This is a genomic window from Microbacterium sp. Marseille-Q6965 (assembly GCF_946151065.1).
Lineage (GTDB): Bacteria > Actinomycetota > Actinomycetes > Actinomycetales > Microbacteriaceae > Microbacterium.
Map to the genome: position 1 here is coordinate 275,259 of NZ_CAMGZA010000003.1, position 23,306 is coordinate 298,564.

The 23,306-nt window shown below is 72.1% G+C and carries 22 protein-coding genes; 14 read left to right on the forward strand and 8 right to left on the reverse strand.

All coding sequences use genetic code 11. The annotated features are described in order from the left end of the window. Positions 1-97: 97 nt before the first annotated feature. The 6 genes from N8N77_RS10345 to N8N77_RS10370 form a co-directional block, all read right to left on the reverse strand. Positions 98-514: a YbaB/EbfC family nucleoid-associated protein gene (locus N8N77_RS10345; RefSeq protein ID WP_261166742.1), complete on the reverse strand. Its 417-nt coding sequence runs from the start codon at positions 512-514 to the stop codon at positions 98-100. 2 nt (positions 515-516) lie between these two features. Then, the gene (locus tag N8N77_RS10350) at positions 517-1,002 is read right to left on the reverse strand and encodes a hypothetical protein (RefSeq protein WP_261166744.1); all 486 of its coding nucleotides are present in this window, start codon (positions 1,000-1,002) and stop codon (positions 517-519) included. Continuing rightward, positions 999-2,678 (reverse strand): hypothetical protein, encoded by a 1,680-nt coding sequence (locus tag N8N77_RS10355; RefSeq protein WP_261166745.1) that lies wholly within the window; start codon positions 2,676-2,678, stop codon positions 999-1,001. The genes N8N77_RS10350 and N8N77_RS10355 overlap by 4 nt, the downstream gene beginning before the upstream one ends. After that, positions 2,675-3,022 carry a type VII secretion target gene (locus N8N77_RS10360; RefSeq protein WP_261166747.1) on the reverse strand — a complete coding sequence of 116 codons (348 nt, stop codon included), beginning with the start codon at positions 3,020-3,022 and terminating at the stop codon, positions 2,675-2,677. The genes N8N77_RS10355 and N8N77_RS10360 overlap by 4 nt, the downstream gene beginning before the upstream one ends. 81 nt (positions 3,023-3,103) lie before the next feature. Beyond that, entirely contained in the window at positions 3,104-4,486 is a 1,383-nt protein-coding gene (gene purB, locus N8N77_RS10365; protein ID WP_261166869.1) for an adenylosuccinate lyase, read from the reverse strand. Then, positions 4,483-4,992: a low molecular weight protein-tyrosine-phosphatase gene (locus tag N8N77_RS10370; RefSeq protein WP_261166748.1), complete on the reverse strand. Its 510-nt coding sequence runs from the start codon at positions 4,990-4,992 to the stop codon at positions 4,483-4,485. Before N8N77_RS10370 ends, purB begins: the two co-directional genes overlap by 4 nt. A 175-nt stretch (positions 4,993-5,167) precedes the next feature. Here N8N77_RS10370 and N8N77_RS10375 point away from each other — a divergent pair, with 175 nt between their 5' ends. Together N8N77_RS10375 and N8N77_RS10380 are read left to right on the forward strand one after the other, a co-directional pair. Further along, positions 5,168-5,407: a hypothetical protein gene (locus tag N8N77_RS10375; protein WP_261166749.1), complete on the forward strand. Its 240-nt coding sequence runs from the start codon at positions 5,168-5,170 to the stop codon at positions 5,405-5,407. 7 nt (positions 5,408-5,414) lie between these two features. Further along, entirely contained in the window at positions 5,415-6,728 is a 1,314-nt protein-coding gene (locus N8N77_RS10380) for a hypothetical protein (RefSeq protein ID WP_261166751.1), read from the forward strand. Between the two features lie 12 nt (positions 6,729-6,740). Here the strand turns inward: N8N77_RS10380 and N8N77_RS10385 are convergent, their stop codons facing one another. Beyond that, positions 6,741-7,136 (reverse strand): phage holin family protein, encoded by a 396-nt coding sequence (locus tag N8N77_RS10385; RefSeq protein WP_261166752.1) that lies wholly within the window; start codon positions 7,134-7,136, stop codon positions 6,741-6,743. Positions 7,137-7,302: 166 nt separating this feature from the next. Here N8N77_RS10385 and N8N77_RS10390 point away from each other — a divergent pair, with 166 nt between their 5' ends. Beyond that, positions 7,303-8,364 carry a histidinol-phosphate transaminase gene (locus N8N77_RS10390; protein ID WP_261166753.1) on the forward strand — a complete coding sequence of 354 codons (1,062 nt, stop codon included), beginning with the start codon at positions 7,303-7,305 and terminating at the stop codon, positions 8,362-8,364. 19 nt (positions 8,365-8,383) lie between these two features. Here N8N77_RS10390 and N8N77_RS10395 read toward each other — a convergent pair whose 3' ends face one another. After that, on the reverse strand, positions 8,384-10,081 hold the full coding sequence (locus N8N77_RS10395; RefSeq protein WP_261166756.1) for an AMP-binding protein: 1,698 nt from the start codon (positions 10,079-10,081) through the stop codon (positions 8,384-8,386). Between the two features lie 162 nt (positions 10,082-10,243). Here N8N77_RS10395 and N8N77_RS10400 point away from each other — a divergent pair, with 162 nt between their 5' ends. The 11 genes from N8N77_RS10400 (at position 10,244) to N8N77_RS10450 (ending at position 23,291) form a co-directional block, all read left to right on the forward strand. Continuing rightward, entirely contained in the window at positions 10,244-11,383 is a 1,140-nt protein-coding gene (locus tag N8N77_RS10400) for a thiamine pyrophosphate-dependent dehydrogenase E1 component subunit alpha (protein WP_261166758.1), read from the forward strand. 11 nt (positions 11,384-11,394) lie between these two features. After that, entirely contained in the window at positions 11,395-12,360 is a 966-nt protein-coding gene (locus tag N8N77_RS10405; protein WP_261166870.1) for an alpha-ketoacid dehydrogenase subunit beta, read from the forward strand. Positions 12,361-12,364: 4 nt separating this feature from the next. Next, complete coding sequence (locus N8N77_RS10410) at positions 12,365-13,699, forward strand: dihydrolipoamide acetyltransferase family protein (protein WP_261166871.1); 1,335 nt, start codon at positions 12,365-12,367, stop codon at positions 13,697-13,699. A gap of 47 nt (positions 13,700-13,746) precedes the next feature. Continuing rightward, positions 13,747-16,968 (forward strand): DEAD/DEAH box helicase, encoded by a 3,222-nt coding sequence (locus tag N8N77_RS10415; RefSeq protein ID WP_261166759.1) that lies wholly within the window; start codon positions 13,747-13,749, stop codon positions 16,966-16,968. A gap of 85 nt (positions 16,969-17,053) precedes the next feature. Then, positions 17,054-18,115: an iron ABC transporter permease gene (locus N8N77_RS10420; protein WP_261166761.1), complete on the forward strand. Its 1,062-nt coding sequence runs from the start codon at positions 17,054-17,056 to the stop codon at positions 18,113-18,115. After that, positions 18,112-18,951, forward strand: coding sequence for an ABC transporter ATP-binding protein (locus N8N77_RS10425; protein ID WP_261166763.1), 840 nt, complete (start codon positions 18,112-18,114; stop codon positions 18,949-18,951). Before N8N77_RS10420 ends, N8N77_RS10425 begins: the two co-directional genes overlap by 4 nt. Continuing rightward, the gene (locus N8N77_RS10430) at positions 18,948-19,940 is read left to right on the forward strand and encodes an ABC transporter substrate-binding protein (RefSeq protein ID WP_261166765.1); all 993 of its coding nucleotides are present in this window, start codon (positions 18,948-18,950) and stop codon (positions 19,938-19,940) included. Before N8N77_RS10425 ends, N8N77_RS10430 begins: the two co-directional genes overlap by 4 nt. 106 nt (positions 19,941-20,046) lie before the next feature. After that, complete coding sequence (locus N8N77_RS10435) at positions 20,047-21,051, forward strand: metal ABC transporter solute-binding protein, Zn/Mn family (protein WP_261166767.1); 1,005 nt, start codon at positions 20,047-20,049, stop codon at positions 21,049-21,051. Positions 21,052-21,173: 122 nt separating this feature from the next. Next, positions 21,174-21,989: a metal ABC transporter ATP-binding protein gene (locus tag N8N77_RS10440; protein WP_261166769.1), complete on the forward strand. Its 816-nt coding sequence runs from the start codon at positions 21,174-21,176 to the stop codon at positions 21,987-21,989. After that, positions 21,986-22,873 (forward strand): metal ABC transporter permease, encoded by an 888-nt coding sequence (locus tag N8N77_RS10445; protein WP_261166771.1) that lies wholly within the window; start codon positions 21,986-21,988, stop codon positions 22,871-22,873. The genes N8N77_RS10440 and N8N77_RS10445 overlap by 4 nt, the downstream gene beginning before the upstream one ends. A gap of 10 nt (positions 22,874-22,883) precedes the next feature. After that, on the forward strand, positions 22,884-23,291 hold the full coding sequence (locus N8N77_RS10450) for a Fur family transcriptional regulator (protein ID WP_261166773.1): 408 nt from the start codon (positions 22,884-22,886) through the stop codon (positions 23,289-23,291). The last annotated feature ends 15 nt before the right edge of the window (positions 23,292-23,306 follow it).

Sequence of the window (23,306 nt, forward strand, 5' to 3'; positions counted from 1 at the left end):
GCGCGCCCCCATGCCCGGGCGTCCGCAGGCCGCCTGCCCGTGGCGTGGGCGACAGAGAGGGCGGTCAGGGCGCGTGTGCGCGCTGATGCCGACGTGCTCACCGTCCGGTGAAGCGGGAGAGATAGCTGTCGGGCCCGGCCTCGTCGTCGCCGTAGCGCTGCTGGATGTCGGCGCGCAACTCGGCGGTGAAGGCACCGTTGCCGAGGGCGTTCTCGGTGAGCGCCAGCGCGTGCTCGGCCGCCGCCTTCTGGGCGGCCCGAATGGTGCTCGTGATGAGGTCGCCGAGCGCCTGCGGGGCGAGATCCATCGCGGCGCTTCCGAGCTCGACGCGCGACACGGCGCCCTTCGCGGTCGCGACCACCGTCACCTCGCCACGCGGAGAGCTGGCGCGCGAGGTGGCGTCGTCGATCTCGCGCGCGAGCCGGTGCACGGCCTCCTGACGCCGACGCGCCTGATCCATCTGGGCCTGCACGCGCTCGCGCATCTCGGCGAAGCCGGCGAGGGGATCCGTCATGTTCACTCCTGTACCAGGGCGACGACGTCCGACCATTCGAACGCGAGCGCGTTCTTTCCGCTCGCGCTGGTCGGCTCGAGACCCAGCTCCTGCGCGGCCGGCGCAAGGTCGACGTACTCCTTCGAGCCGTAGACGTCCGTGGAGGCCGCGCTGCCGGCGTCCCGCACTCCGACGCGCACGAAGCCGTACGCCTCCGGGTCGGTCGTGAGCGTATCGACGAACACGGCGAGGATGTCACGCAGCTCTGCGGCGGTGACCGAGCCGCGCTCGAGGTCGATCGTCGCGCCGATGTTGTGGGTGAAGCCGTCGAGATACTGTGTCGCCTCGGCACCGGCGACGCCGAGATCCGACGACAGGAGCGCCTGGGGCAGCTCCTGCTCCACCCTGTCCGCGCGCGCGGAGGAGGCCGGCGCGGCGCACGATGCCACCGCCAGGAGCGCAGAGGCGCCGAGGACGGCGATCGCCGCGCGCAGGATCGGTTTCATCATTCGCTCCAGGTGTATTGCTGCTGATCCACCACGGTACCGAACAGCTCCGGGTGATTGTCGCTCAAGTGGTCGAAGGTCTCCTCGACGGTGTCGACGTACAGCGAGTTGCTGTGGGTGCCCGGTCCCGTGGAGCCGTCGTGCGCGGGCACCGTGTACTGGTGCTGATCGGTGGTCTGCGTTCCGCCGGGGTTGAGATCGAGCATCGGAACGATGTCGCCCTCGTGCTGGAAGTTGTAGACCGGGATGCCCTGAGGCAGGTCGAAGGTGTCGATGGGCGACCCGTTCGTCACCACGCCGATGGGCCGGCCCGGCATCGTCGGGTCACTCGCGAACGTCGCCGCCGCGATCCCGCCCTGGCTGAAACCCGTGTAGACGATGCGGTCGGCGTCGGTGATGCCCGCCTGCGCCATGGCATCGCGCACCGCACGCTGATACTGCGTCTCCAGCCCCGTGTCCGCGACGCTGTTGAGCATGAGGGCGATGTTCGAGTCGAGATCGTTCGTCGCCCCGTAGTCCCGGAAGGTGTCACCGTAGGGGGCGCCGTTCATCGGCCCCTTGAGCACGTTCCAGTCCTGCGTGGACGGCAGCGCGACGATGTAGTGGTATGTCCCGTCGGGGCCGAGCACCTTCTTGATGTCGACGACCGACCGGCTGTCCTCGTACGCGTTCCCGGACGTGCCCAGATCGTCCACGAGCCCGTTCGCGCGGATGAGCTCCGAAAAGCTCGTGATCTCCTGCCCGATCGCATTCTGTCCCGCCAGCTGGTCGATCTGATCGGCGGTGAGATCGTCGGGGTGCAGCTCGGTGACGCGGGGGTCGGGCGACAGCAGGTCGGTGAAGGCGGTGCCGAGCAGCCCGCCGCCGGCGCCGCCGACCAGGGCCCCCGGCCCCATCGCGAGGACGGCCAGCAGAGGGTTGCCCGTCAGCGCCAGCGTGCTCAGGCCGGCGACGCCGGCGCCGAGGGTCGACCCGGCCACGGCGAGCAGCCCCGGGGCGATGTCGCCGATGAACTCCGCGAGCTTCTGCATCGCCTTCTGAATGAGAGGGGCGAGCGCCTGCAGCAGCGCGATCAGCTGCTCGAAGGCCGAGAACATGCGCTCGATGAGAGCCCCGCACATCTCGATGAAGTAGGCGGCGCGGTCGGCGAGCTTCTGCAGCTTCTCGACCCGGTCGAACGGGTTCAGGCTGCTCAGGCTGAGCGAGAAGCCGAACAGATCGGTGACGAGCCCCGCGAGCTCGGACAGCGCGCCGACGACGGCGTCGTGGACGGCCGTGACGATCTGCGACGCGAGCTCCGCGGCCTCGGCGACCGCGCCGGTCCAGTGCGCGGCGTCCTCGACCTGTGTCGAGAGCTCGTCGTAGCGGCGCCGCATGGCGCGGATCGTGCGGCCCTCCTGCCCCTCCAGCAGGTTCCGGGCATTCACGATGTCGCCCTGGATCGTGTCGAGCGACCGCGAGACCGAGCGCCACGTGCTCGCCGTCTGCTGCACCTCGCCCTCGTCGCCGACGAGCCCGTCCAGCCACTCGTTCAGGGGCCACACGTACTCGAGGGCGAAACCGACGATCGTGCCGGCGATGCCGCCCGGGCTGCTGAAGTCGGTGCGGAAGGAGGCCGCCCCGCCCTGTGCCCAGGATGAACCGCCGATCTGGCCGGAGATCGCCGCGACCGCGCTCATCGCAGCCGTCCCGATGCCTCGACATCGGCGGTCGCCTGCGCATAGCCCGTCGCCGCGGCCGTGTCAACGTTCTCGAAGTCCGTCTTCGCGGCCTTCACCCCGGTGGCCAGGGCCTGAGCGGCGAGGGACGTGGCGTGGATGATGTCGGCCGCTGCGGCCGAGAGGGGTGCGACCGCCGCGCCGAGCGCGACGTTCAGGAGGCCGAACGACGTCGGCGAGATGGTGCTCCCGGCCGCCTTGCTGCTCGTGGCCGAGAGATCCTCCGCCACGGCGTCGATCCGATTCGCACTCGACTCGAGCACCCCGTAGTCGATGTGCACGGGGCTGAAACCGCCGTCCGACATGCCCTATCCCCCTCCTCGTTGGAAGCCGTGCTCAGCCTATGGCCGGGCGCTCCCGGAGCGGGATGGGCAGGAGTACCCGCCTCAGAGGTAGGTGCGGGTGAGCTTCTCGGCCAGGCCCGAGTACGTTGCGGGCGTGAGGGCGAGCAGTCGCTCCTTCGCGGCGTCGCCGATGTCCAGGCCGCGGACGAACGCGGCGAGGTCTTCGGCGCCCACCCGGCGACCGCGCGTGAGCTCCTTGAGGAGCGCGTAGGGATCCGTGATCTGTGAGCGGCCCGCGACCACCTCGGCGCGCACGACCGTCTGGATCGCCTCCCCGAGCACTTCCCAGTTCGCGTCGAGGTCGGCCAGCAGCACGTCGCGCGAGAGCGAGATCTCGCCCAGGCCGCGCAGCAGATTGTCGAGGGCGAGCAGCGAGTGGCCGAAGGCGACGCCGATGTTGCGCTGCGTCGTCGAGTCGGTGAGGTCGCGCTGCAGGCGCGAGGTGACGAGGGTCTGCGCGAGCGTCGTGAACAGGCCGCCGGCGATCTCGAGGTTCGCCTCGGCGTTCTCGAAGCGGATCGGGTTGATCTTGTGCGGCATCGTCGACGATCCCGTCGCGCCGGCGACCGGGATCTGCGCGAAGTAGCCAAGCGAGATGTACGTCCACACGTCCTGGGCGAGGTTGTGCAGGATGCCGCCCGCGTGCTTGGCCGCGTCGTAGAGCTCCACCTGCCAGTCGTGGGACTCGATCTGCGTCGTCACCGGGTTGAACGTGAGCCCCAGCGACTCGACGAACTCCCGCGCGATGTTCGGCCACGCCACCTCGGGGGCGGCGGCCAGGTGCGCCGACCAGGTGCCGGTGGCGCCCGAGAACTTGCCGAGGTACTCGGTCTGCTCGAGGCGGCGGATCACCCGCTCGAGGCGCCACACGAACACGCCGAGCTCCTTGCCCATGGTCGTGGGCGTGGCCGGCTGGCCGTGGGTGCGCGACAGCATCGGGGCGTCGGCGTGCTCCAGGGCGAGGCCGCGCAGCCGGGCGACGACCTCCTTGAGCTTGGGCAGCCATACCCGGGTGACGGCACGCTTGACGGTGAGGGCGTAGGCGAGCGAGTTGATGTCCTCGCTCGTGCAGCCGAAGTGCGTCAGCTCGGCGATGCCGTCCAGGCCCAGCTGCGCCAGCCGATCGCGCACGAGGTACTCGACGGCCTTCACATCGTGCCGGGTGACAGACTCCTTCTCGGCGAGCCAGTCGATCGCGTCCTGGCCGAAGGTCAGGTAGAGCGCGCGCAGCTTCTGCTTGGTCTCCAAGGGGAGCGGCCGGGTGCCGAAGAGCGCGTGGTCGGTGAGCGTGAGGATCCACTCGACCTCGACCTCGACCCTGGCGCGGTTGAGTCCCGCCTCGGAGAGGTAGTCGGCGAGCGGCGACACGGCGGCGCGGTAGCGGCCGTCGAGCGGGCTCAGGGGCTGGGGCGGGAAGTCGCTCAGGGGAGTCCTCCGGATCGCGGACGGATGGCGGGTTCGAGCTGCCGGAACAGCGCCCGTCCCGCCCTCTCGATCATACCCAGCACCTCGTCGAACGCCGCGTCGTCGTCGTAGTACGGGTCGGGCACGTCCTGCCCCTGCGCCTCCGGATCGAACGACAGCAGCAGGGCGATCTTGTCGCGGTCCTCGTCGGTGCGGGCCCAGCTCGCGAGGATCCGCTCGTGCGTGCGATCCAGCGCCACGACCAGGTCGTTGTCGCGGAAGTCGCTCGCCGTGAACTGGCGTGCGCGGTGCAGCGAGCCGTCGTACCCACGGCGCCGCAGCGCCTCGATCGTGCGCGCGTCGGCCCGCTCGCCCACGTGCCAGTCGCCGGTGCCCGCGCTCGCCGCCGCGACCCGGTCGCCGAGCCCCGCGGCGGTCGTGAGGTGTCGGAACACCACCTCCGCCATGGGGGACCGGCAGATGTTGCCGGTGCACACGAAGACGACGCGGAAGGCATCCGAGGGCATGCGGACATTCTGGCGGGACGAACCCCGTGCGCCCAAGGCCCGTGCCGGCGGATCGCCGGCCGCCCTCGATCCGCGGGCGGCCTTCCGGCTCCCCACAGCGGTGCGAGGGCGCGAATCCGTCCCCATGCGGCCACCGACGCAGCCCGGCCCGGCCGGGGTCTCGGAGGGTGGACCCATGACGAGCACGAACGCGGTTCACGAGGTGGTGGAGCTCGTCTGCACGGCGCTGCGGCGGGCGTCGGACGACCTGATCGCGGCAGCCGCCCTCATCACCGCCGCGCGAGAGGCGGCCATGTGGGAATCGCCGGCCGGCGCCGCGGCGCAGGCGGCGCTGCAGGAGCGAGCGCTGTCCGCGTCCGGAGCGGCGTCCGCATGCGACGACGTGGCGGCCCGTCTGCGCGGGGCGGCCGGGTAGGGGTGCGATGACGCTGGAGATCCGCTCGGGAGGCGCGATCGCGGTCGATCCCGGCACGCTGCGCGAGATGGCGGCGCGATTGACGCAGGCGCGGGCGTGGGTGGATTCGGCGCGAGCGGAGGCGGCCGATGCGGCGCGGACGATGCGCGGACTGCCCCTCCTCAGCCCCACCTCGTGGGACCTCCCCGGCCTCCAAGAGCAGATCGCGCGCCTCGGCCCCGAGCTCGACGACCTGGCGGGGCGCCTCCGTGCGACGGCCGACGCCTACGAGCTCGTCGAGCTGCGCGTCCGTGCCGAGCTGATGCGGTTGTGGCCGACCGAGGGCAGCGCCGGGGAGCGCGAGCTGCGGGGCATCGAGGAGCGGGTCGCGGCCATGGAGTCGGCGAACCCCGCGGCGCTGGCGCAGGCGGACGCGCTGCTGGCGCAATGGCGCGACGGGTACGGCGACGAGTTCGTGCGGCAATGGTCCGATGCGGCCGCACCCCTCATCGGCGTCTCGCCCGCCTTCGTCTCGCTGTGGTTGCTGCCGTTCCTCGTGCGGTGGCAGGTGGGCGAGCTGGGGGCCGGGGTCGTGCCGGCCGCGGCGCGGCTGACCGGCGTGGCGGAGCCCGTACGCGTGCGGCGTACCTCCTCGGGAACGGCAACCGCGCCGGGGGGACTCGAGGCGGCGGCGCGGCGCATCCCTTCCGGCGGAGACGCGCGCGTGCGGGTGGAGAAGTACACCATGCCCGACGGCTCGCGGCAGTTCGCGGTGTATCTGGCGGGCACGCACGGTGGCGGCGGCGACGCGTGGGATTGGCGGTCCAACCTGCAGCTGTACGGCGGCCAGCGCTCGTCCTCCTTCCAAGCAGCCGCCGACGCCCTCGAGCGTGCGGGCGCGGGGCGCGGCGACGTGCTGCACGTCTTCGGTTTCAGCCAGGGCGCGATGATCGGCGCGCGGCTGGCGGTGGAAGGCGGGTACGAGGTGGAAACGAGCGTCGGCTTCGGCTCCCCGGTCGACGCGCAGGCGGGGCCCGGAACCCTGGCCGTGGCCGTGCGCCACGCCGACGACCCGGTCGCGATGCTCGCCGGCGGCGGCCTCGCCGCCGGGGCCGGGTCACCCGACAGTCTCGTCGTGGAGCGCACGTACGACGCGGCGACCGGGCCACGGGAGTTCACGGCGCCGGCCCATCGGCTGGACGCCTACGCCGAGACGGCCGCCCTGGTCGATGCGAGTGAGGATCCGCGGGTCGGTGCCGTGCACGCGACGCTCCACGCGTTGTCCCGCGCCGTCGACGTGCAGGTCACGGAGTACAGCGCGACCCGGGTCGAGAGGGACTGAGTGGTGGCGGGTTCAGCGGCGCTTCTGCTGCGGTCGCAGCAGGATGCCGAACAGCCAGTTGATGATGCTCAGCAAAATGCCCGCGAGCACCGCGGGCCAGAAGTCGCCGACCGAGAGGCCCCAGCCCCAGAAGCTCGTGATCCAGGCGGTGATCATCAGAAGCACCCCGTTGAGCAGCAGCGAGATGAGGCCCAGCGTGAGCACGAACAGCGGGAACGCGACGATCTTGATGATCGTGCCGATCACCGTGTTCACGAGCCCGAACAGCGCGCCCAGCAGCGCGAGCGTGAGCACCAGCTGCAGGTCGTCGGCCGGCGGGAAGGCCTGGACGGAGACCTGCAGGAACGGGATCAGGGTGAGCACCCAGATGCCGAAGCCGTTCACGATCGAGCGGATGAGGAAGCGCATGGGCCCAGTCTGGCATCGCGCGTCGCGGAGCGGGAAGGCCGCCGCGCGGCGGCGCCCCGTGCGCGGCGCGTACGGTCGCGCGCACCGGCGTATGCATGGCGCGGCGCGTGTTGCGCCTGCGGAGGGAAGGAGAGGGGCGGGACGACGCGCGCCCTAGGATCGTCGAGTGACCAGCGAGCCCGTCCTCCCCCGAATCCGGCCCGAGATCGCGGCGCTGCCCCCATACAAGCAGGGGCGTGCCGCCGGCGTCGGGGGTTTCAAGCTCTCGAGCAACGAGAACCCCTTCGAGCCGCTGCCGGGCGTCGTGGAGGCGGTGCGCGCCGAGGTGTCGCTGAACCGCTACCCGGACGCGACCGCCGCCCGGCTGCGCGAGGCGCTCGGCGGCAAGTACGGCGTGGACCCGGAGGGGGTGCTCGTGGGCGCCGGGAGCGTGTCGCTGCTCGCGGCGTTCCTCCAGGCGGCCGCATCGGTCGGGGACGAGGTCGTGTACTCGTGGCGCTCGTTCGAGGCCTACCCGGGCCTGGTCCTGGTCACGGGCGCGACCGCCGTGGAGGTGCCGAACCTCGCGGACGGCCGGCATGACCTCGACGCCATGGCCGCCGCCGTGACCGACCGCACCCGCTGTGTCCTCCTGTGCACCCCGAACAACCCGACCGGCCCCGTGATCACGAGCGCCGAGTTCGAGGCCTTCGTCGCGCGTGTGCCCGGCGACGTGCTGATCCTGCTCGACGAGGCGTATGCCGAGTTCGTCACCGATGACGCGGCGGTCGACGGGCTTGCCGAGCGCGTCTTCGAGCGCCACCCCAATGTCGTCGTCCTGCGCACGTTCTCGAAGGCGTACGGGCTTGCCGCATTGCGGGTGGGCTACGCCGTCGGGCACCCACGCGTGCTCGACGCGGCGCGCGCCACGCTCATCCCGCTCTCGGTGACCGCGCAGGGCGTCGCGGCCGCCGTCGCGAGCCTGCAGCACGAGGAGCAGATGGCCGAGCGCGTCGCCGCGATCGCCGAGCGCCGTGATCGGCTTGCGGCATCGCTGCGCGAGGCGGGCTGGGACGTGCCCGTGAGTCAGGCGAACTTCGTGTGGCTGCCGACCACCGATCCCGACGTCGCCCGCGCCTTCGACGCGGCGGGGCTGGTCGTGCGGCCCTTCCCCGAGGGCGTGCGCATCTCGGTGGGCGAGGAGGAGTCGCTCGCACCGATCGTCGAGGTCGCCCGCGCGATCCGGTGAGCGGTGCCGCGCCCTCGACTCAGCCGCGCCCGGTGAGCCCGGGGAAGTGCTCCTCGCGATACTCGCGCGAGAGGTCGGCGTCGGGGTCGTTCTCCCGCGCGCGCAGTTCGACGCGGCGGATCTTCCCTGAGATCGTCTTGGGCAGCTCGAAGAACTCCACGCGGCGCACCCTGAGGTACGGCGCGAGGTTCTCGCGACAGTGGCGAAGGATGCTCTCGGCCACCTCCGCGCTCTCCTCGTACCCGGGTGCCAGGGCGACATAGGCCTTGGGCACCGCCAGGCGCACGGGATCCGGCGCGGGCACGACCGCCGCCTCCGCGACGGCGGGGTGCTCGATCAGCACCGACTCCAGCTCGAACGGGCTGACCTTGTAGTCGCTCGCCTTGAACACGTCGTCCGTGCGACCGATGTACGTGATGTCGCCGTCCGCGTCGCGCGCGGCGACGTCTCCGGTGCGGTAGTACCCGTCGCGCGTGACCGCGGCGGTGCGGTCCGGGTCACCCCAGTACCCGGTCATGAGCGGCAGCACATCGTGCGAGAGGTCGAGACAGAGCTCACCCTCGCCCACACCGTCGACCCGCCGCCCAGTGGCGGCGTCGAGCAGCACGACCGGGTAGCCGGGCAGCGGCCGTCCCATCGATCCCGGCTTGATGCGGGACGACGGCGTGTTCCCGATCTGCGCGGTCGTCTCGGTCTGGCCGTAGCCGTCGCGGATGGTCAGGCCCCAGGCGCGCTCCACGCGCGCGATCACCTCGGGATTGAGCGGCTCGCCGGCCGAGAGGAGCTCTCGCAGCCCCGCAGGCCGCTCGCCGAGGTCGGCGCCGATGAGCATGCGCCACACCGTGGGCGGAGCGCAGAACGTGCTGACATCGCGCCGGCGCAGCTCCGCGAGCAGGGCGGCCGCGTCGAAACGGGCGTAGTTGTAGACGAAGATCGTCGCCTCGGCGATCCACGGCGCGAAGAAGCTGCTCCAGGCGTGCTTGCCCCAGCCGGGGGACGAGATGTTCAGGTGCGTGTCGCCGGGACGCACACCGATCCAGTACATGGTCGAGAGATGGCCCACCGGGTAGGAGACCTGCGAGTGCTCGACGAGCTTCGGCAGCGACGTCGTGCCGGACGTGAAGTAGCGCAGGAGGGGATCGGTCGTCCTCGTGCGGGGGTGCGGGAGGGGCGCCCAGGGCCGGTCGCGGGCGGCGCGCAGATCGGCCCAGCCGTCGGCCTCGCCCACGCTCAGGCGCAGGAAGCCATCGAGCCCGGCGAACTTGTCCGCATCGGGAGCGTTGCAGATGACGGCGCGCACGTCGCCGCGCGTCACCCGATCGGCGAGGTCGACACGGCCGATCGCGACGGTGGTCGGCAGGATCACCGCTCCCAGCTTCATGAGCGCGAGCATCGCGTCCCACATCTCCACCTGGTTGCCGAGCATGAGCAGCACCGGGTCGCCAGCGCGCACGCCGCGGTCCGCAAGCCACGCGGCCAGGATGTCGGAGGAGCGTGACAGCTCCGCGTACGACCGCTGGAGCGTCGACCCGTCCTCCTCCACGATGACGAGCGCGGGGGTGTCGTTGCCCTTCGCGACGGCGTCGAACCAGTCCACCGCCCAGTTGAACTCGTCGCCGAGCTCGGGCCAGCGGAACTCGGCGACGGCCCTCTCGTGATCATCGCCGAGCGCGAGCAGCTGATCCCGGGCGGCTCGATAGATCTCCGTGACGTTCACGCAGGCCTCCTCTCGTCGCGCGAGCGACGCATCCCGACGACCCTAATCCCGGTGGTCATTCGCGCGCGTGCATACGACTGTGGGGTTTCGCCATCGGATTCGCCGAGGCGTTGTCGGGAGTGCCGCACCGCCGATCCGCCGCGGCGGACATAGCGTGGAACGGTGACTGACGCGCGAACCGAGACGGACGACGGACTGGTGCGCATTCTCGGCGCCGACGGGGCGATCTCGCCCACAGAGGCGGCCGAACGGTACGTTCCGGTGATCGATGGTCTCGACGATCGCATGCTCGAGACCTTCTACCGCGACATGGTCGTCGTGCGCGCCTTCGACCGGCAGGCCACGCTGCTGCAGCGTCAGGGGCAGCTCGCGCTGTGGCCGCCGTCGCAGGGCCAGGAGGCGGCCCAGGTGGGGTCGGCGCGCGCGAGCCGTCCGCAGGACCACATCTTCCCCTCGTACCGCGAGCACGTCGTCTGCACGATCCGCGGCGTCGATCCCGTCGACATCATCAAGCTGATGCGCGGGGTGAGTCACGGCGGCTGGGATCCGACCGACCCGAAGAACGGCCGCACGCGCATCTACACGCTCGTGCTGGGATCGCAGACCCTGCACGCCACGGGCCTCGCCATGGGGCTCGGCTTCGACGGCAAGACCGCCACGGGCGACCCCGACTCGGACGAGGCCGTCATGGTCTACTACGGCGACGGCTCCTCCAGTCAGGGCGACGTGCACGAGGCGATGGTCTTCGCCAACAGCTATCGCACGCCGCAGGTCTTCTTCCTGCAGAACAACCAGTGGGCCATCTCGGTGCCCGTCTCCACGCAGTCGCCGGTGCCGCTCGCAGACCGCGCCCGCGGCTACGGCATGGAGAGCATCCGGATCGACGGCAATGACGTGCTCGCCAGCTACGCCGCCACGAAGCTCGCGCTGGACGAGGCCCGCGCCGGCGGCGGACCGCGCGCGATCGAAGCGGTGACGTACCGGATGGGCGCGCACACGACCAGCGACGACCCCACGAAGTACCGCACGAGCGACGAGGAGAAGCGCTGGGCGCTGCGCGACCCGATCGAGCGGATGCGCACGTACCTGCGCTCGCGCGGCGCGTCGGACGAGTTCTTCGCGGGCGTCGACGCCGACGCGGCGGCCTACGCCGAGGACGTGCGCGTGCGCACGCTGCAGCTGGAGGCGCCGACCCCGGAGTCGATGTTCGCCCACGTGTATTCGGAGCCGCACCCGCTGATGAGGGAGCAGGCGGCCTGGCTGGCCGAGTACGAGGCGTCGTTCGAGGAGGCCGGCGAGTGAGCATCGAGGTGATGACGTTCGGCAAGGCGCTGAACGCCGGCCTGCGCAAGGCGATGGCCGACAGCGACCGCGTTCTCATGATGGGCGAGGACATCGGCCGCCTCGGCGGGGTCTTCCGCGTCACGGAGGGTCTGCTGGCCTCCTTCGGCGACCGCCGGGTGCTCGACACACCGCTGGCGGAGTCCGGCATCGTGGGCACGGCCATCGGCCTGGCGATGGCCGGTTTCCGGCCCGTCGTCGAGATCCAGTTCGACGGCTTCGTCTTCCCCGCCTTCGACCAGATCACGACGCAGCTGGCCAAGCTCACCAACCGCCACGAGGGCGCCCTGTCGCTGCCGGTCGTCATCCGCATCCCGTACGGCGGGCACATCGGAGCCGTGGAGCACCACCAGGAGAGCCCCGAGGCGTACTTCGCCCACACGCCCGGTCTGCGCGTGGTGAGCCCGTCCACGCCGAACGACGCGTACTGGATGATTCAGGACGCGATCGCGTCGAACGACCCGGTCATCTTCATGGAGCCCAAGTCGCGCTATTGGCACAAGGGCGAGGTGGACCTGTCGCAGCGGGCCATGCCGCTGCACGGCAGCCGCGTCGTGCGCAAGGGCACCGACGTGACGCTCGTGGGCCACGGCGCCATGGTCACCACGCTGCTGCAGGCGGCCGTGCTCGCGGAGGCCGAGGGCACGAGCTGCGAGGTGATCGACCTGCGTTCGCTGTCGCCCATCGACTACGGGCCGCTGCTCGACTCGGTGCGCGCGACGGGACGCATGGTCGTGGCGCAGGAGGCGCCCGCCCTGGCGAGCGTCGGCAGCGAGATCGCCGCGACGGTGGCCGAGCGCGCGTTCTATTCGCTCGAGGCGCCCGTGTTGCGTGTCTCGGGTTTCGACGTGCCCTTCCCTCCGGCCAAGCTGGAGGGGTCGTATCTGCCCGACGCCGATCGCGTGCTCGAGGCCGTCGACCGCGCACTGGCCTACTAGGAGGATCCGGATGCAGACCTACAACCTGCCCGATGTCGGCGAGGGACTGACCGAGGCCGAGATCGTCCAGTGGCACGTCAAGCCCGGCGACGCCGTCGCCGTGAACGACGTCGTCGCCGAGATCGAGACGGCCAAGTCGCTCGTGGAGCTGCCGTCGCCGTTCGCCGGCACGGTGTCGGAGCTGCTCGTCGACGAGGGTGAGACCGTGGCGGTCGGCACGCCGATCCTCGCCGTGTCCGCGGAGACGGGGCAGCCCGCGCAAGCGGCGCCGGCCCCGCAGGCCCCGGCGGCGCCCGCTGAGCCGGCCGCCGACGCCGGCGGCTCGGTGCTCGTCGGCTACGGCACCGGCGGCGAGGTGCAGACGCGCCGGCGCAAGGCGCCGCGGGAGAAGACCGTCACCGACACCGTGGGTGTGGTGGCGAAGCCTCCGATCCGCAAGCTCGCGCGCGACCTCGGCATCGAGCTGTCGGAGGTCACGGCGACGGGGCCGGCCGGGGATGTGACCCGCGACGACGTGCTGCGCCACGCCGAGCAGGCGAAGGTGTTCCGCAACCTCGAGACGCCGCAATGGCCCGAGGAGCGCGAGCGTCGCATGCCCGCGCCCCCGCGCAGCGTGCCGCCGCGCCCCGCGGACGACCGCTACGAGGCGATCCCCGTCAAGGGCGTGCGGAAGGCGACCGCCAACGCGATGGTCGGGTCGGCCTACACCGCCCCGCACGTGTCTGTCTGGACCGACGTGAACGCCAGCCGCACCATGGAGTTCGTGCAGCGGCTGAAGCAGCAGCCGCAGTTCGCGGACGTGCGCATCTCGCCGCTGCTCGTCTTCGCCAAGGCGCTGCTGTGGGCCGTGCAGCGCACGCCGGAGATCAACTCGGCGTGGATCGACACGGAGGACGGCGGCGCGGAGATCCAGGTGCGCGGCTACGTGAACCTCGGCATCGCGGCGGCGACGCCGCGCGGCCTGCTCGTGCCCAACATCAAGGAGGCTCACGCGATGTCGATGCGCGAGCTTGCCGTCGCGCTGCAGAACCTCACGCAGACGGCGCGCGAGGGTCGCACCCGCCCCGAGGATCAGCAGGGCGGCACCATCACGATCACCAACATCGGCGTCTTCGGGATGGACGCCGCCACCCCGATCATCAACCCCGGTGAGGCCGGGATCGTGGCCATGGGCGCGATCCGGCAGAAGCCGTGGGTGGTGGAGGGTGAGGTGCGTCCGGCGTGGGTGACGACGGTGTCGGGGTCGTTCGACCACCGCATCGTCGACGGCGACAAGATCAGCCGTTTCATCGCCGACATCGCGGCCGTGCTGGAAGAGCCGGCGCTGCTGCTCGACTGACGCCGCCGGTGACGGCGGCTGTCGGCGGCGGTCCGTAGGCTCGGCTGGTGCCCGCACTCCTCCTGACCCCCGAGCTCGTCGACGCGCTCTGCGCGGCAGACGACGCCGAGGCGGGCCGGATGCTGGCAAGCCGCGTGCCGATCCGGATCCTGCGGGCCGACGTCGGTCCGGACTTCTCGGCGGCACTCGTCGCCGTGGGCACCGCGAGCGTCGAGGTCGAGGCCGAGTTCGACGAGACGGGTAAGGGGCGCATTCGCACGTGGTGCGCCGACGACGGCGGGCGCGGCTGTGCGCACGCCGCCGCGGCGCTGCACGCGCTCGCGGAGCGCGACGAGCCGTTCGGGGTCGGCGGGATCGCCGCGCGCTCTGGCGGGGTCGCCACCCGGCGCGGGGTGGACCCGTGGGAGCGGACGCTGCAGGGCATCCTGCGTCCGGCGGCTGACGATGACGGGACGGACGTGGCGCTGCTGTTCGCCGTGCGCGCCGCCGAGCGCGGCGACCCGCCGGGCGTCGGCGTCGCGGTCCGCCCCGCGGTGCGCGGTCGCTCGGGCGCCTGGATCCGCTCGGGCATCTCGTGGGACGCCGTTGCGGACGTCGGCGCCGCCGACCGGCGCGGGCGGGTGCTCGCCGACCTGCACGCGCTGCACGCCTCGCGTGGCAACTTCCCCGCCGTCGGTGCCCGGCTGCGCGGCGGGGGCCGCCGGGGGTATGACATCGGGTGGGGCAGCCCGGAGTGGATCCGGCTGGACGCCGTGCCCTCCCTCGGGCTGTGGCCGCTGTTGGCCGAGGCGCAGGAGGCGGGCGTGCCGTTCGTGGCGGACGAGCGGCTCCAGCGCGTCGTGCCGCTGGAGCGCCGGCCGGTCGCCGCCGCGCTCGACCTGCGCACCGTGCGGGGCCGCCTGTGGGTGGAGCCGGCGTTGGGCGGTGAGCCCGGGGAGCGGATGCTGCCGCTCGGGGCGCCCACCGCCGCCATGGCGCGCGTCGAGGACGGGCGGGTGACGGCGCTCGTGCCGCTGGAACGGCCGGTCGGCGAGGAGTTCGATCGGCTGCAGCGCACCGGGCGGCTCTCGGTGCCCGCGACGAGGGTCGAGGGGTTCGTGCGGGAGTACCTTCCCGCGTTGCGGGCGGTGGCCTCGCTCGTCTCCAGCGACGGATCGTTCGACGTGCCCGAACCGGCGCTGCCGACGCTCGTCCTGGCGATCCGTCACGCGCAGCCGCACACGCGGCTGTACTGGGAGTGGGAGTACGACGACGGCGGCGCGCACCGGCTGGCCGACGCCGAGCGGCGCATCCTCGACGAGGTCGAGAATGCCGCGGGGCGGTTCGCCCACCTGGTGGGGGAGCGCGGGCGCGACGCGCCGTTCGTCTCGCGCGATCTCGGTCGCGACGAGACGATCGAGTTCCTCGCCTCGGTGTTGCCGGCGCTGCGATCCGTCGAGCGTCTGCGCGTGGAGGCACACGACGAGTTGCCCCGGTACACCTTCGCCACCGAGGACCCGCACGTGCGGATCGGGGCGGACCCGAGCGGAAACGACTGGTTCGAGCTGCGGATCGTCGTCACGATCCAGGGCGAGCCGGTCAGCACGGGCGAGCTCCTCACGGCGCTGTCGCGAGGGCAGACGTACTTCACGCTCCTCAGCGGCACCGTCTTCCCGCTCACGAGCCCGCTGTTCGCACGGCTGCGCGACATCCTCGCCGAGGCGCGGGCGCTCGCCGACGAGACGTCCGACGCGGTCCGGATCAGCCGCCACCAGATCGACCTGTGGGGAGAGCTGTCGGAGCTCGGGATCGTCGAAGCGCAGCGCAGCGACTGGTTCGACGCCGTGCGGGCGCTGGGCGATGCGCGCATCGAACCGCGCGACCCGCCGCCGTCGTTCGCGGCCGAGCTGCGCGATTACCAGCGCACCGGTTTCGGCTGGCTCGATTTCTTGCGGCGACACCGCCTCGGCGGTGTGCTGGCCGACGACATGGGGCTCGGCAAGACCGTGCAAGCCCTCGCCGCGCTCGATCAGGCCCGCCTCGACGAGCCGGGTGCGCGCTTCCTCGTCGTCACCCCCACGAGCGTGGTGGGCCACTGGCTGGCGGAGGCGCGGCGCTTCGCGCCCGAGTTGCGCGCCGTGGCCGTCTCCGAGACCGCCGCCAAGCGCGGGACGGCCGTGGCGGATGCGGTGCAGGACGCCCGGCTCGTCGTGACGAGCTACGCCATCTTCCGCCTCGACGTGGAGCAGTTCCAGGAGCTCGGGTTCCGGGTGGCGATGTTCGACGAGGCGCAGCAGATCAAGAACGCGGCCTCGCGCGGCTACGCCTGCGCGCGGCTCCTCGACGCGCCGACGAAGTTCGCCCTCACCGGCACACCGATGGAGAACGATCTGTTGGAGCTCTTCGCCCTCGCCACGCTCGTCGCGCCGGGGCTTTTCGGCACGCGCGCGCACTTCCGCGAGGAGTATCAGCGCGCGATCGAGCGGGACCGCGACCGGGCCCGTCTCGATCGCCTGCGCTCGCGGATCCGGCCCTTCCTGCTCCGGCGCACGAAGGAGAAGGTCGCGCCGGAGCTGCCGCCGAAGACGGAGCAGGTGCGCGAGGTCGTGCTGCACCCGGAGCACCGGAGAGCCTACGAGCGGCGGTTCCGCCGCGAGCAGCAGAAGCTGCTCGGTCTGCTCGACGACGTCAACCGCAACCGCGTGCAGATCCTGGCCTCGCTCACCACGCTGCGTCGCCACGCCCTCGACCCGTCGCTCGCCGGAGCCGGGGGACCATCGACCAAGCTGGAGGCGCTCGGCGAGCTGATCGACGAGGTGGTCGCCGAGGGGCACCGCGTGCTCGTGTTCAGCCAGTTCACCGAGTTCCTGGGCCTCGCCGCCACGGTCGCCGAGGAGCGCAAGGTGGCCTACGCATACCTCGACGGGTCGACACCACCGCGGCGCCGCGGCGCGATGATCGACCGCTTCATGCGCGGTGAGGTGCCCGTCTTCTTCATCTCGCTGAAGGCCGGCGGTGTCGGTCTCAACCTCACCGCCGCCGACTACTGCGTGCTGCTGGACCCCTGGTGGAATCCCGCGGCCGAGGCCCAGGCCGTCGACCGCACCCACCGCATCGGTCAGGACCGCCCGGTCATGGTCTACCGCCTCATCGCGGCGGGCACCATCGAGCAGAAGGTCGTCGAGCTGCAGGGACGCAAGCGAAGACTGTTCGAGGACGTGCTCGGCTCGGACGACGCCGCCGGCGCCGCGGCCCTGACCGCCGACGATTTCCGCGCGTTGCTCGCGTAGCCTCGCGAGCCCGCTCGTCGAGGAAAGGACGTTCTCTCACATAAGATACTGAGAACCGTTATCGTTCTTGTGTTGAGGGGGACGCATGTCTGTTGCCGCCGGGCGGCTCGTCGCCGCACCGCTGCCTCGCCGACGCGGCCTCGCGCGGCGGGCGGCGCTGGTGGTGGCCGTCGTGGTCGGCGTGCTCCTCGCGCTTCTCGTGGCGACCGCGATCGGCCCCATCCCGACGCCGCTCGGCGACGTCCTCGCCGCCCTCGGCGGCTCACTCCGAGGCGAGATTCCGACCGGCACTGACGCGCTGGTCCTCACCGTGCGCCTGCCTCGGGTGCTCGTCGCCGCCCTGGTGGGTGCCGCGCTCGCGGTGAGCGGTGTGGTGATGCAGGCGCTCTTCCGCAACCCGCTCGCCGAGCCGGGCATCATCGGCGTGTCGAGCGGTGCGGCCGTGGGCGCGGTCACGGCGATCGTGGCCGGCGCTGCTGCGACGGCGTGGTGGATGCTTCCGCTGGCGGCCTTCGTGGGAGCGCTCGCCGCCACACTGGCGGTGCAGGCGATCGCGCAGCTCGCCGGCGGGGCGCCCTCCACGCTTGTGCTCATGGGCATCGCCATCAACGCCCTCCTCGGGGCGGTGGTGGCCGCCGTGCTCGCCAACGCGAGCGAGGCCTCCGACGTGCAGCGGGTGATGTTCTGGCTCAATGGCGATCTCACCGCCCGCACGTGGGGCGACGCCGCCGTCGCGGCGGGGCCGGTCCTCGTCTGCGTGGCGTTGCTGTGCGTGACAGGCCCCGTGCTCAACCTGTTCACGCTCTCCGAGGAGCAGGCGTCGGCGACGGGGGTGAATGTGCCGTTCGCGCGGCATGGTCTGCTCGCGATCGCCGCGCTCGCCACGGCGGCGGCCGTGTGTGTCACCGGCGTCATCTCGTTCGTGGGTCTCGTCGTCCCGCACCTCGTGCGGCTCCTCGCGGGCGCCGACCACCGCCGGCTGCTCCCGCTGTCTGCCGCGGTGGGCGCGGTCTTCCTCGTCCTGGCCGATGTCGGCGCCCGCATGCTGTTCGACCCCATCGTGCTGCAGACCGGCACCGTGACCGCGCTCATCGGGGCGCCCGCGCTCATGCTGCTCGTGCTGCGCCGGCGCAGGGTGGCCGCGTGAGCGGCGCGGCCCTGACCGCCCGAGCGGTCAGGGTGCGGCGGGACGGGCGGGACGTGCTCTCGGGCGCGGACATCCGGATCGCGCCGGGTGAGGTGCACGGCATCATCGGTCCGAACGGCGCCGGCAAGTCGACGCTGCTGCGCGCGCTCGCCTCCACCCTCCCCGTTGCGGAAGGTGCCGTCCTGGCGGGGGCGCGGGACGTGTCGCGGTTGTCGGCGCGGAGCCGGGCGCGGATTCGCGCGCTCCTGCCGCAGGAGGCGGGGCACGGCGACGATCTGCGCGTGCGCGAGCTGGTGATGATGGGCCGTCATCCGCACCGGGGCCTCCTCGCTGCCCCGACGGCGGCTGACGCCGAGGCGGTCGACACCGCTCTCCACCGCGCGGGGATCGCATCGCTCGCAGCGCGCGAGGTCCGCGCACTGTCGGGAGGGCAGCGGCGTCTGGCATTCATCGCCAAGGCACTCGCGCAGCAGCCCGCCGTGCTCCTGCTCGACGAGCCGCTCGCCGCGCTCGATCCGCGTCATCAGCTCGACGTGCTCGCCCTGATCCGCGAGGTGGCACACGACGGCGTGGGGGTCGGGGTGGTGCTGCATGACCTCGAACTCGCCTCGCGGGTCTGTCACCGGATCACGGTGGTCGCGAGGGGGGCGGTTGTCGCGTCGGGTGCTCCGAGCGACGTGCTCACGCCGCGTCTCCTCGCCGACGTCTATGGCGTCCGCGCCCGAGTGTCGCCCTGCGCGGACACGGGCGGACTGCGCATCGCCCTGCTCGGCACCCTGACTCCCGCGGACACCGCGGGCCCACCCGAATACGCACCGATGGAGCAACCCGCATGATCACCACCCGTTTCCGCCCGCTCGCCGCGGCTGCCGCCCTCGCGGCCGCGTCCCTCGCCCTGACCGCCTGCGCCGCCACGGAGGCCGACGTCGCCGCAACGACCGCCCCGGCCGCCGAGTGGCCCCGTACCGTCGATGTCGCCGGCGCCGCGGTCGAGATCGCGGACGAGCCGCAGCGCATCGTCGCCCTCTCCACCGAGACCGGGGATCTCGCGCTCGAGCTGGTGGGCCCGGACCGCATGGCGGCGATCTCGAGCGGGAGCGTCACCGAGGGTGCCGGCAACCAGGTCGAGCTCGCGCAGCAGGTCGAAACCGTTCTCGAGACCAACACGACGCCGGATCCCGAGCAGATCCTCGCGTTGGAGCCCGACCTCGTGCTCATGACCCAGCGGCACGACGGGGAGCAGGCCGCGGCCGACCTGCTCGCCGGGACCGGCATCCCGTCGCTCGCCTTCCCGACCTCGTCGTTCCAGACTCTCGACGGCATCATGGACGCGGTCGACGTGCTGGGAGAGGCGCTGGGGGCCGAAGAGGCCGCCGACGAGGTCGTAGCGACGATGCGCGAGCGCCGGCAGGACCTCGTCGAACACGCGCAGGAACACGCTGCCGACGCTGAGCACGCACCGACGGTGCTGCTGCTCATGGCCCGCGGTGGGCAGCAGATGATCCAGCCCGCGACCACCCTGATGTCGCACCTCGTGTCGGAGGTCGGGGGTGAGGTCGTCGGCGCCGGTCAGGGGGCGGCGCCGGCCGACCCCGAGCGCATCGCGCACGTGAACCCCGACCTCATCCTCGTGGAGGACTTCCGCGGTGCCGGCCTCGGCCCGTTCCAGTCGCTGTTGTCCTCGCCCGCGCTCGCCGAGGTGAAGGCGATCTCGAACGACCAGGTGCACCTCGTGAGCGGCGCGATCGCGTCCGACACCGCGGGCACCCGGGCCGTTGACGGCCTCGAGGAGATCTCCGACCTCCTCCATCACGGCGATCACTGACCGTGGGGAGGGATGGGGTGGCCTGGCGGCCCGCCCATCCCTCCTCGCGCGGCCCGGCGGTGGTGCCGAATTTGAGAACCGTTATCGTTCTGCGTACGCTAGCGACATGACCCGTCGTGCCCTTCCGGTCCTGTCCCTCGCCGCCGTCGCCGCGCTCTCTCTCGCCGGTTGCGCCTCGACTCCCGGCGACGCCGCGGCGAGCGGGGGAGACGTCTCGATCGTCGCGTCGACGAGCGTCTACGCCGACCTGGCGCAGGCCGTGGTCGGCGATGCCGCCGAGGTCACCGCGATCATCGACTCGCCCACGCAGGACCCCCACGAGTACGAGGCCAGCGCACGCGACCAGCTGGCCGTGCAGGGCGCCGACCTGATGATCCTCAACGGGGGCGGCTACGACCACTTCGCCGAGGACCTCGTCGAAGCCGCGGGCATCGAGCACGTCGTCACGGTCGTCGAGTACAACCACGATTACCCGGGTGCCGACGGCGACGACCACGCGCACGGCGAGTCGGACGAGCACGCCCACGAGGACGAGGCGGAGGATCACGCCGACGACGAGCACGGCGAGCACGAGCACACTCACATCGAGGGCTTCAACGAGCACGTCTGGTACGACCCGCACACCATCGCTCACGCGGTCGAGGCCATCGCCGAGGAGGCCGAGGCGCTGCTGCCCGACGAGGCCGAGGCCATCCACGCCAACGCCGAGGAGCTGATCGGGCAGATCGAGGACCTCGAGGTCGGGCTGGACGAGATCGCGGCGGCGCACGCGGGGGGAACGGTGTTCTTCACCGAGCCGATCGGCGGCTACCTCGCCGCGGCGGCCGGGCTCGAGGACGTGACCACCGACGGCTTCGCGGAGGCCGTCGAGGAGGGGCAGGATGTCGCGCCCGCCACGCTGCTCGCCGCGACCACCGCGATCGAGGGTGGAGAGGTCGACGTGCTCGTGACGAACACGCAGACCGCCGGCCCCGAGACCGAGGCCGTGCTCGCCGCGGCCGAGGCCGCCGGAGTGCCCGTCGTCGAATACGGTGAGACGCTGCCCGAGGGTGAGAGCTACGTCGCCTGGATGCGGGCCAACATCGACGCCCTCGCCGACGCCCTCGGCTGATCCCGCACCGCGCGGCGGGCTGGCCGCGCCGCCTCGAGCCGAGCGCCGAGCGCGGCTGCCCGCGGTCGGGGATGCCGCGGAGCGGCGAGAACCGTTATCACAATCGCGGATAGGGTAGAGGGATGACCGCATCCGTGCTCGAGATCGACGGCGCGGCGCTGCGTCTGCGCGGCCGCGAGCTGTGGTCGGGTCTCGACCTGCGGGTCCAACCGGGCGAGTTCGTCGCCGTGCTGGGGCCCAGCGGGTCGGGCAAGACCACCCTGATGCGGGCGATCCTCGGCCTGCGCGAGCTGAGCGAGGGCAGCATCCGCGTGGCGGGGGAGGCGGTACGGCGCGGCAACCGGCGCGTCGGGTACATCCCCCAGCAGCTGCCGTTTCCGGCCGACACGAGCCTGCGCGCCCGCGACCTCGTGGCCCTCGGCGTGAACGGTGCCCGGTTCGGCCTGCCCATCCCGCCGCGTGGCGCGCGCGCCCGCGTCGACGCCCTGCTCGACGCCGTGGGGGCCACGGGCTACGCGGACCACCCGGTCGGCCGGCTCAGCGGTGGCGAGCAGCAGCGGTTGCGCGTCGGTCAGGCGCTCGCCGACGATCCGGCGCTGCTGCTGTGCGACGAGCCGCTGTCGAGCCTCGACCTCGCCAACCAGCAGGCGATCACCGAGATCATCGACCGGCAGCGCGCCCGGGGCACCGCGGTCCTGTTCGTCACGCACGACGTGAACCCGATCCTCGATCGCGTGGACCGCATCCTGTACATCGCGGGCGGCCGATTCACGCTCGGCACTCCCGACGAGGTGCTGCGCACCAGCGTGCTCAGCGACCTGTACGGCGCCCCGGTCCACGTGCTGCGCGCCGGTGACCGGCTCGTCGTCGTGGGCATCCCCGACGCCGATCCGCACCACGCACACGAGCACGAGCACGACCACGAGGCGCACGCATGATCCGCCCCGCCCTCGAGTGGAGCGACGTGTTCTCGTTCCAGGACTACGGAGCGCTGCTGCAGCTCGTCGCGAACTCGCTCGTCGCGGGCGCCGTGCTGGGCATCGTCGGCGGGCTCATCGGCATCTTCATCATGCAGCGCGACATGGCCTTCGCCGTGCACGGCGTCAGCGAGCTGTCGTTCGCCGGGGCCGCCGCCGCGCTGCTGTTCGGCGGGTCCGTCGTCGCCGGGTCGCTGCTCGGAGCCATCGCGGCGGCGCTGCTCATCGGGCTGCTCGGGGCCAGGGCCCGCGACCGCAACTCGATCGTGGGCGTGCTCATGCCGTTCGGCCTCGGCCTGGGCATCCTCTTCCTGTCGCTCTACGAGGGGCGCAGCGCCAACCGCTTCAGCCTGCTGACCGGCCAGATCATCTCGGTCACCACCCCCGATCTCGGCTGGCTCATCGGCATCTCGGCGGCGGTGCTCGTGGTGCTCGTGCTCGTGTGGAACCCGCTGCGCTTCGACTCGCTCGACCCGGACTCCGCCGCCGCGCGAGGGGTGCCCACCACCGCGATCAGCATGTTGTTCATGCTGCTCATGGGGCTCGTCGTCGCGGTCGCCGTGCACATCATCGGGGCGCTGCTCGTGATGGCGCTGCTGGTGACCCCCGCCGCCGCCGCCATGAAGGTGGTACACGGTCCGCTCTCGGTGCCCCTGCTGTCGGCGCTGTTCGGCTTCGTCTCGGCGGTGGGCGGCATCCTCCTCGCGATCGCGGGCACGCTGCCGGTGAGCCCCTACATCACCACCATCTCCTTCCTCATCTACGCCGTGTGCCGCCTCGTGGCGTGGCGGCGGGACCGTGCGCAGCGCTCGCGCGCCCAGGCGACGCCGAGGACGGCGGCATAGGATCGGCATCATGGCGCAGCGGAACACATGGCAGCGCGAGCGGGTTCGCGACGCGCTCAGCGAGGCCGACGGCTTCGTGAGCGCGCAGAGCCTGCATCAGTCGCTGCGCGAGGCCGAGACGGGCATCGGCCTGGCCACCGTCTACCGTGCCCTTGCCGGCCTCACCGCCGCGGGCGAGGCGGACTCCCTGCAGAGTCCCGACGGCGAGGCGCTCTACCGCGCCTGCCGCAGTTCGGCGCACCACCACCACCTCATCTGCCGCTCGTGCGGCCGCGCCGTCGAGATCGAGGCGCACGCCGTCGAGCAGTGGGCCCGCGACACCGCCGCCGCCCACGGCTTCACCGAGGCCGAGCACGTCGTCGACATCTTCGGGCTGTGCCAGGACTGCTCCGCCAAGAAGGCCGCCGCGAGGGCGTGACCGGCGGCGGCCACC

Bases quoted from the DNA above. Each gene is read 5' to 3' on its own strand.
- N8N77_RS10450 (WP_261166773.1), top strand. From the start codon at position 22,884: ATGGCGCAGCGGAACACATGGCAGCGCGAGCGGGTTCGCGACGCGCTC.
- N8N77_RS10370 (WP_261166748.1), bottom strand. From the start codon at position 4,992: ATGCCCTCGGATGCCTTCCGCGTCGTCTTCGTGTGCACCGGCAACATC.
- N8N77_RS10380 (WP_261166751.1), top strand. From the start codon at position 5,415: ATGACGCTGGAGATCCGCTCGGGAGGCGCGATCGCGGTCGATCCCGGC.
- N8N77_RS10375 (WP_261166749.1), top strand. From the start codon at position 5,168: ATGACGAGCACGAACGCGGTTCACGAGGTGGTGGAGCTCGTCTGCACG.
- N8N77_RS10345 (WP_261166742.1), bottom strand. From the start codon at position 514: ATGACGGATCCCCTCGCCGGCTTCGCCGAGATGCGCGAGCGCGTGCAG.
- N8N77_RS10385 (WP_261166752.1), bottom strand. From the start codon at position 7,136: ATGCGCTTCCTCATCCGCTCGATCGTGAACGGCTTCGGCATCTGGGTG.
- N8N77_RS10435 (WP_261166767.1), top strand. From the start codon at position 20,047: ATGACCCGTCGTGCCCTTCCGGTCCTGTCCCTCGCCGCCGTCGCCGCG.
- N8N77_RS10440 (WP_261166769.1), top strand. From the start codon at position 21,174: ATGACCGCATCCGTGCTCGAGATCGACGGCGCGGCGCTGCGTCTGCGC.
- N8N77_RS10430 (WP_261166765.1), top strand. From the start codon at position 18,948: ATGATCACCACCCGTTTCCGCCCGCTCGCCGCGGCTGCCGCCCTCGCG.
- N8N77_RS10360 (WP_261166747.1), bottom strand. From the start codon at position 3,022: ATGTCGGACGGCGGTTTCAGCCCCGTGCACATCGACTACGGGGTGCTC.
- N8N77_RS10405 (WP_261166870.1), top strand. From the start codon at position 11,395: ATGACGTTCGGCAAGGCGCTGAACGCCGGCCTGCGCAAGGCGATGGCC.
- N8N77_RS10420 (WP_261166761.1), top strand. From the start codon at position 17,054: ATGTCTGTTGCCGCCGGGCGGCTCGTCGCCGCACCGCTGCCTCGCCGA.
- N8N77_RS10350 (WP_261166744.1), bottom strand. From the start codon at position 1,002: ATGATGAAACCGATCCTGCGCGCGGCGATCGCCGTCCTCGGCGCCTCT.
- N8N77_RS10355 (WP_261166745.1), bottom strand. From the start codon at position 2,678: ATGAGCGCGGTCGCGGCGATCTCCGGCCAGATCGGCGGTTCATCCTGG.
- N8N77_RS10445 (WP_261166771.1), top strand. From the start codon at position 21,986: ATGATCCGCCCCGCCCTCGAGTGGAGCGACGTGTTCTCGTTCCAGGAC.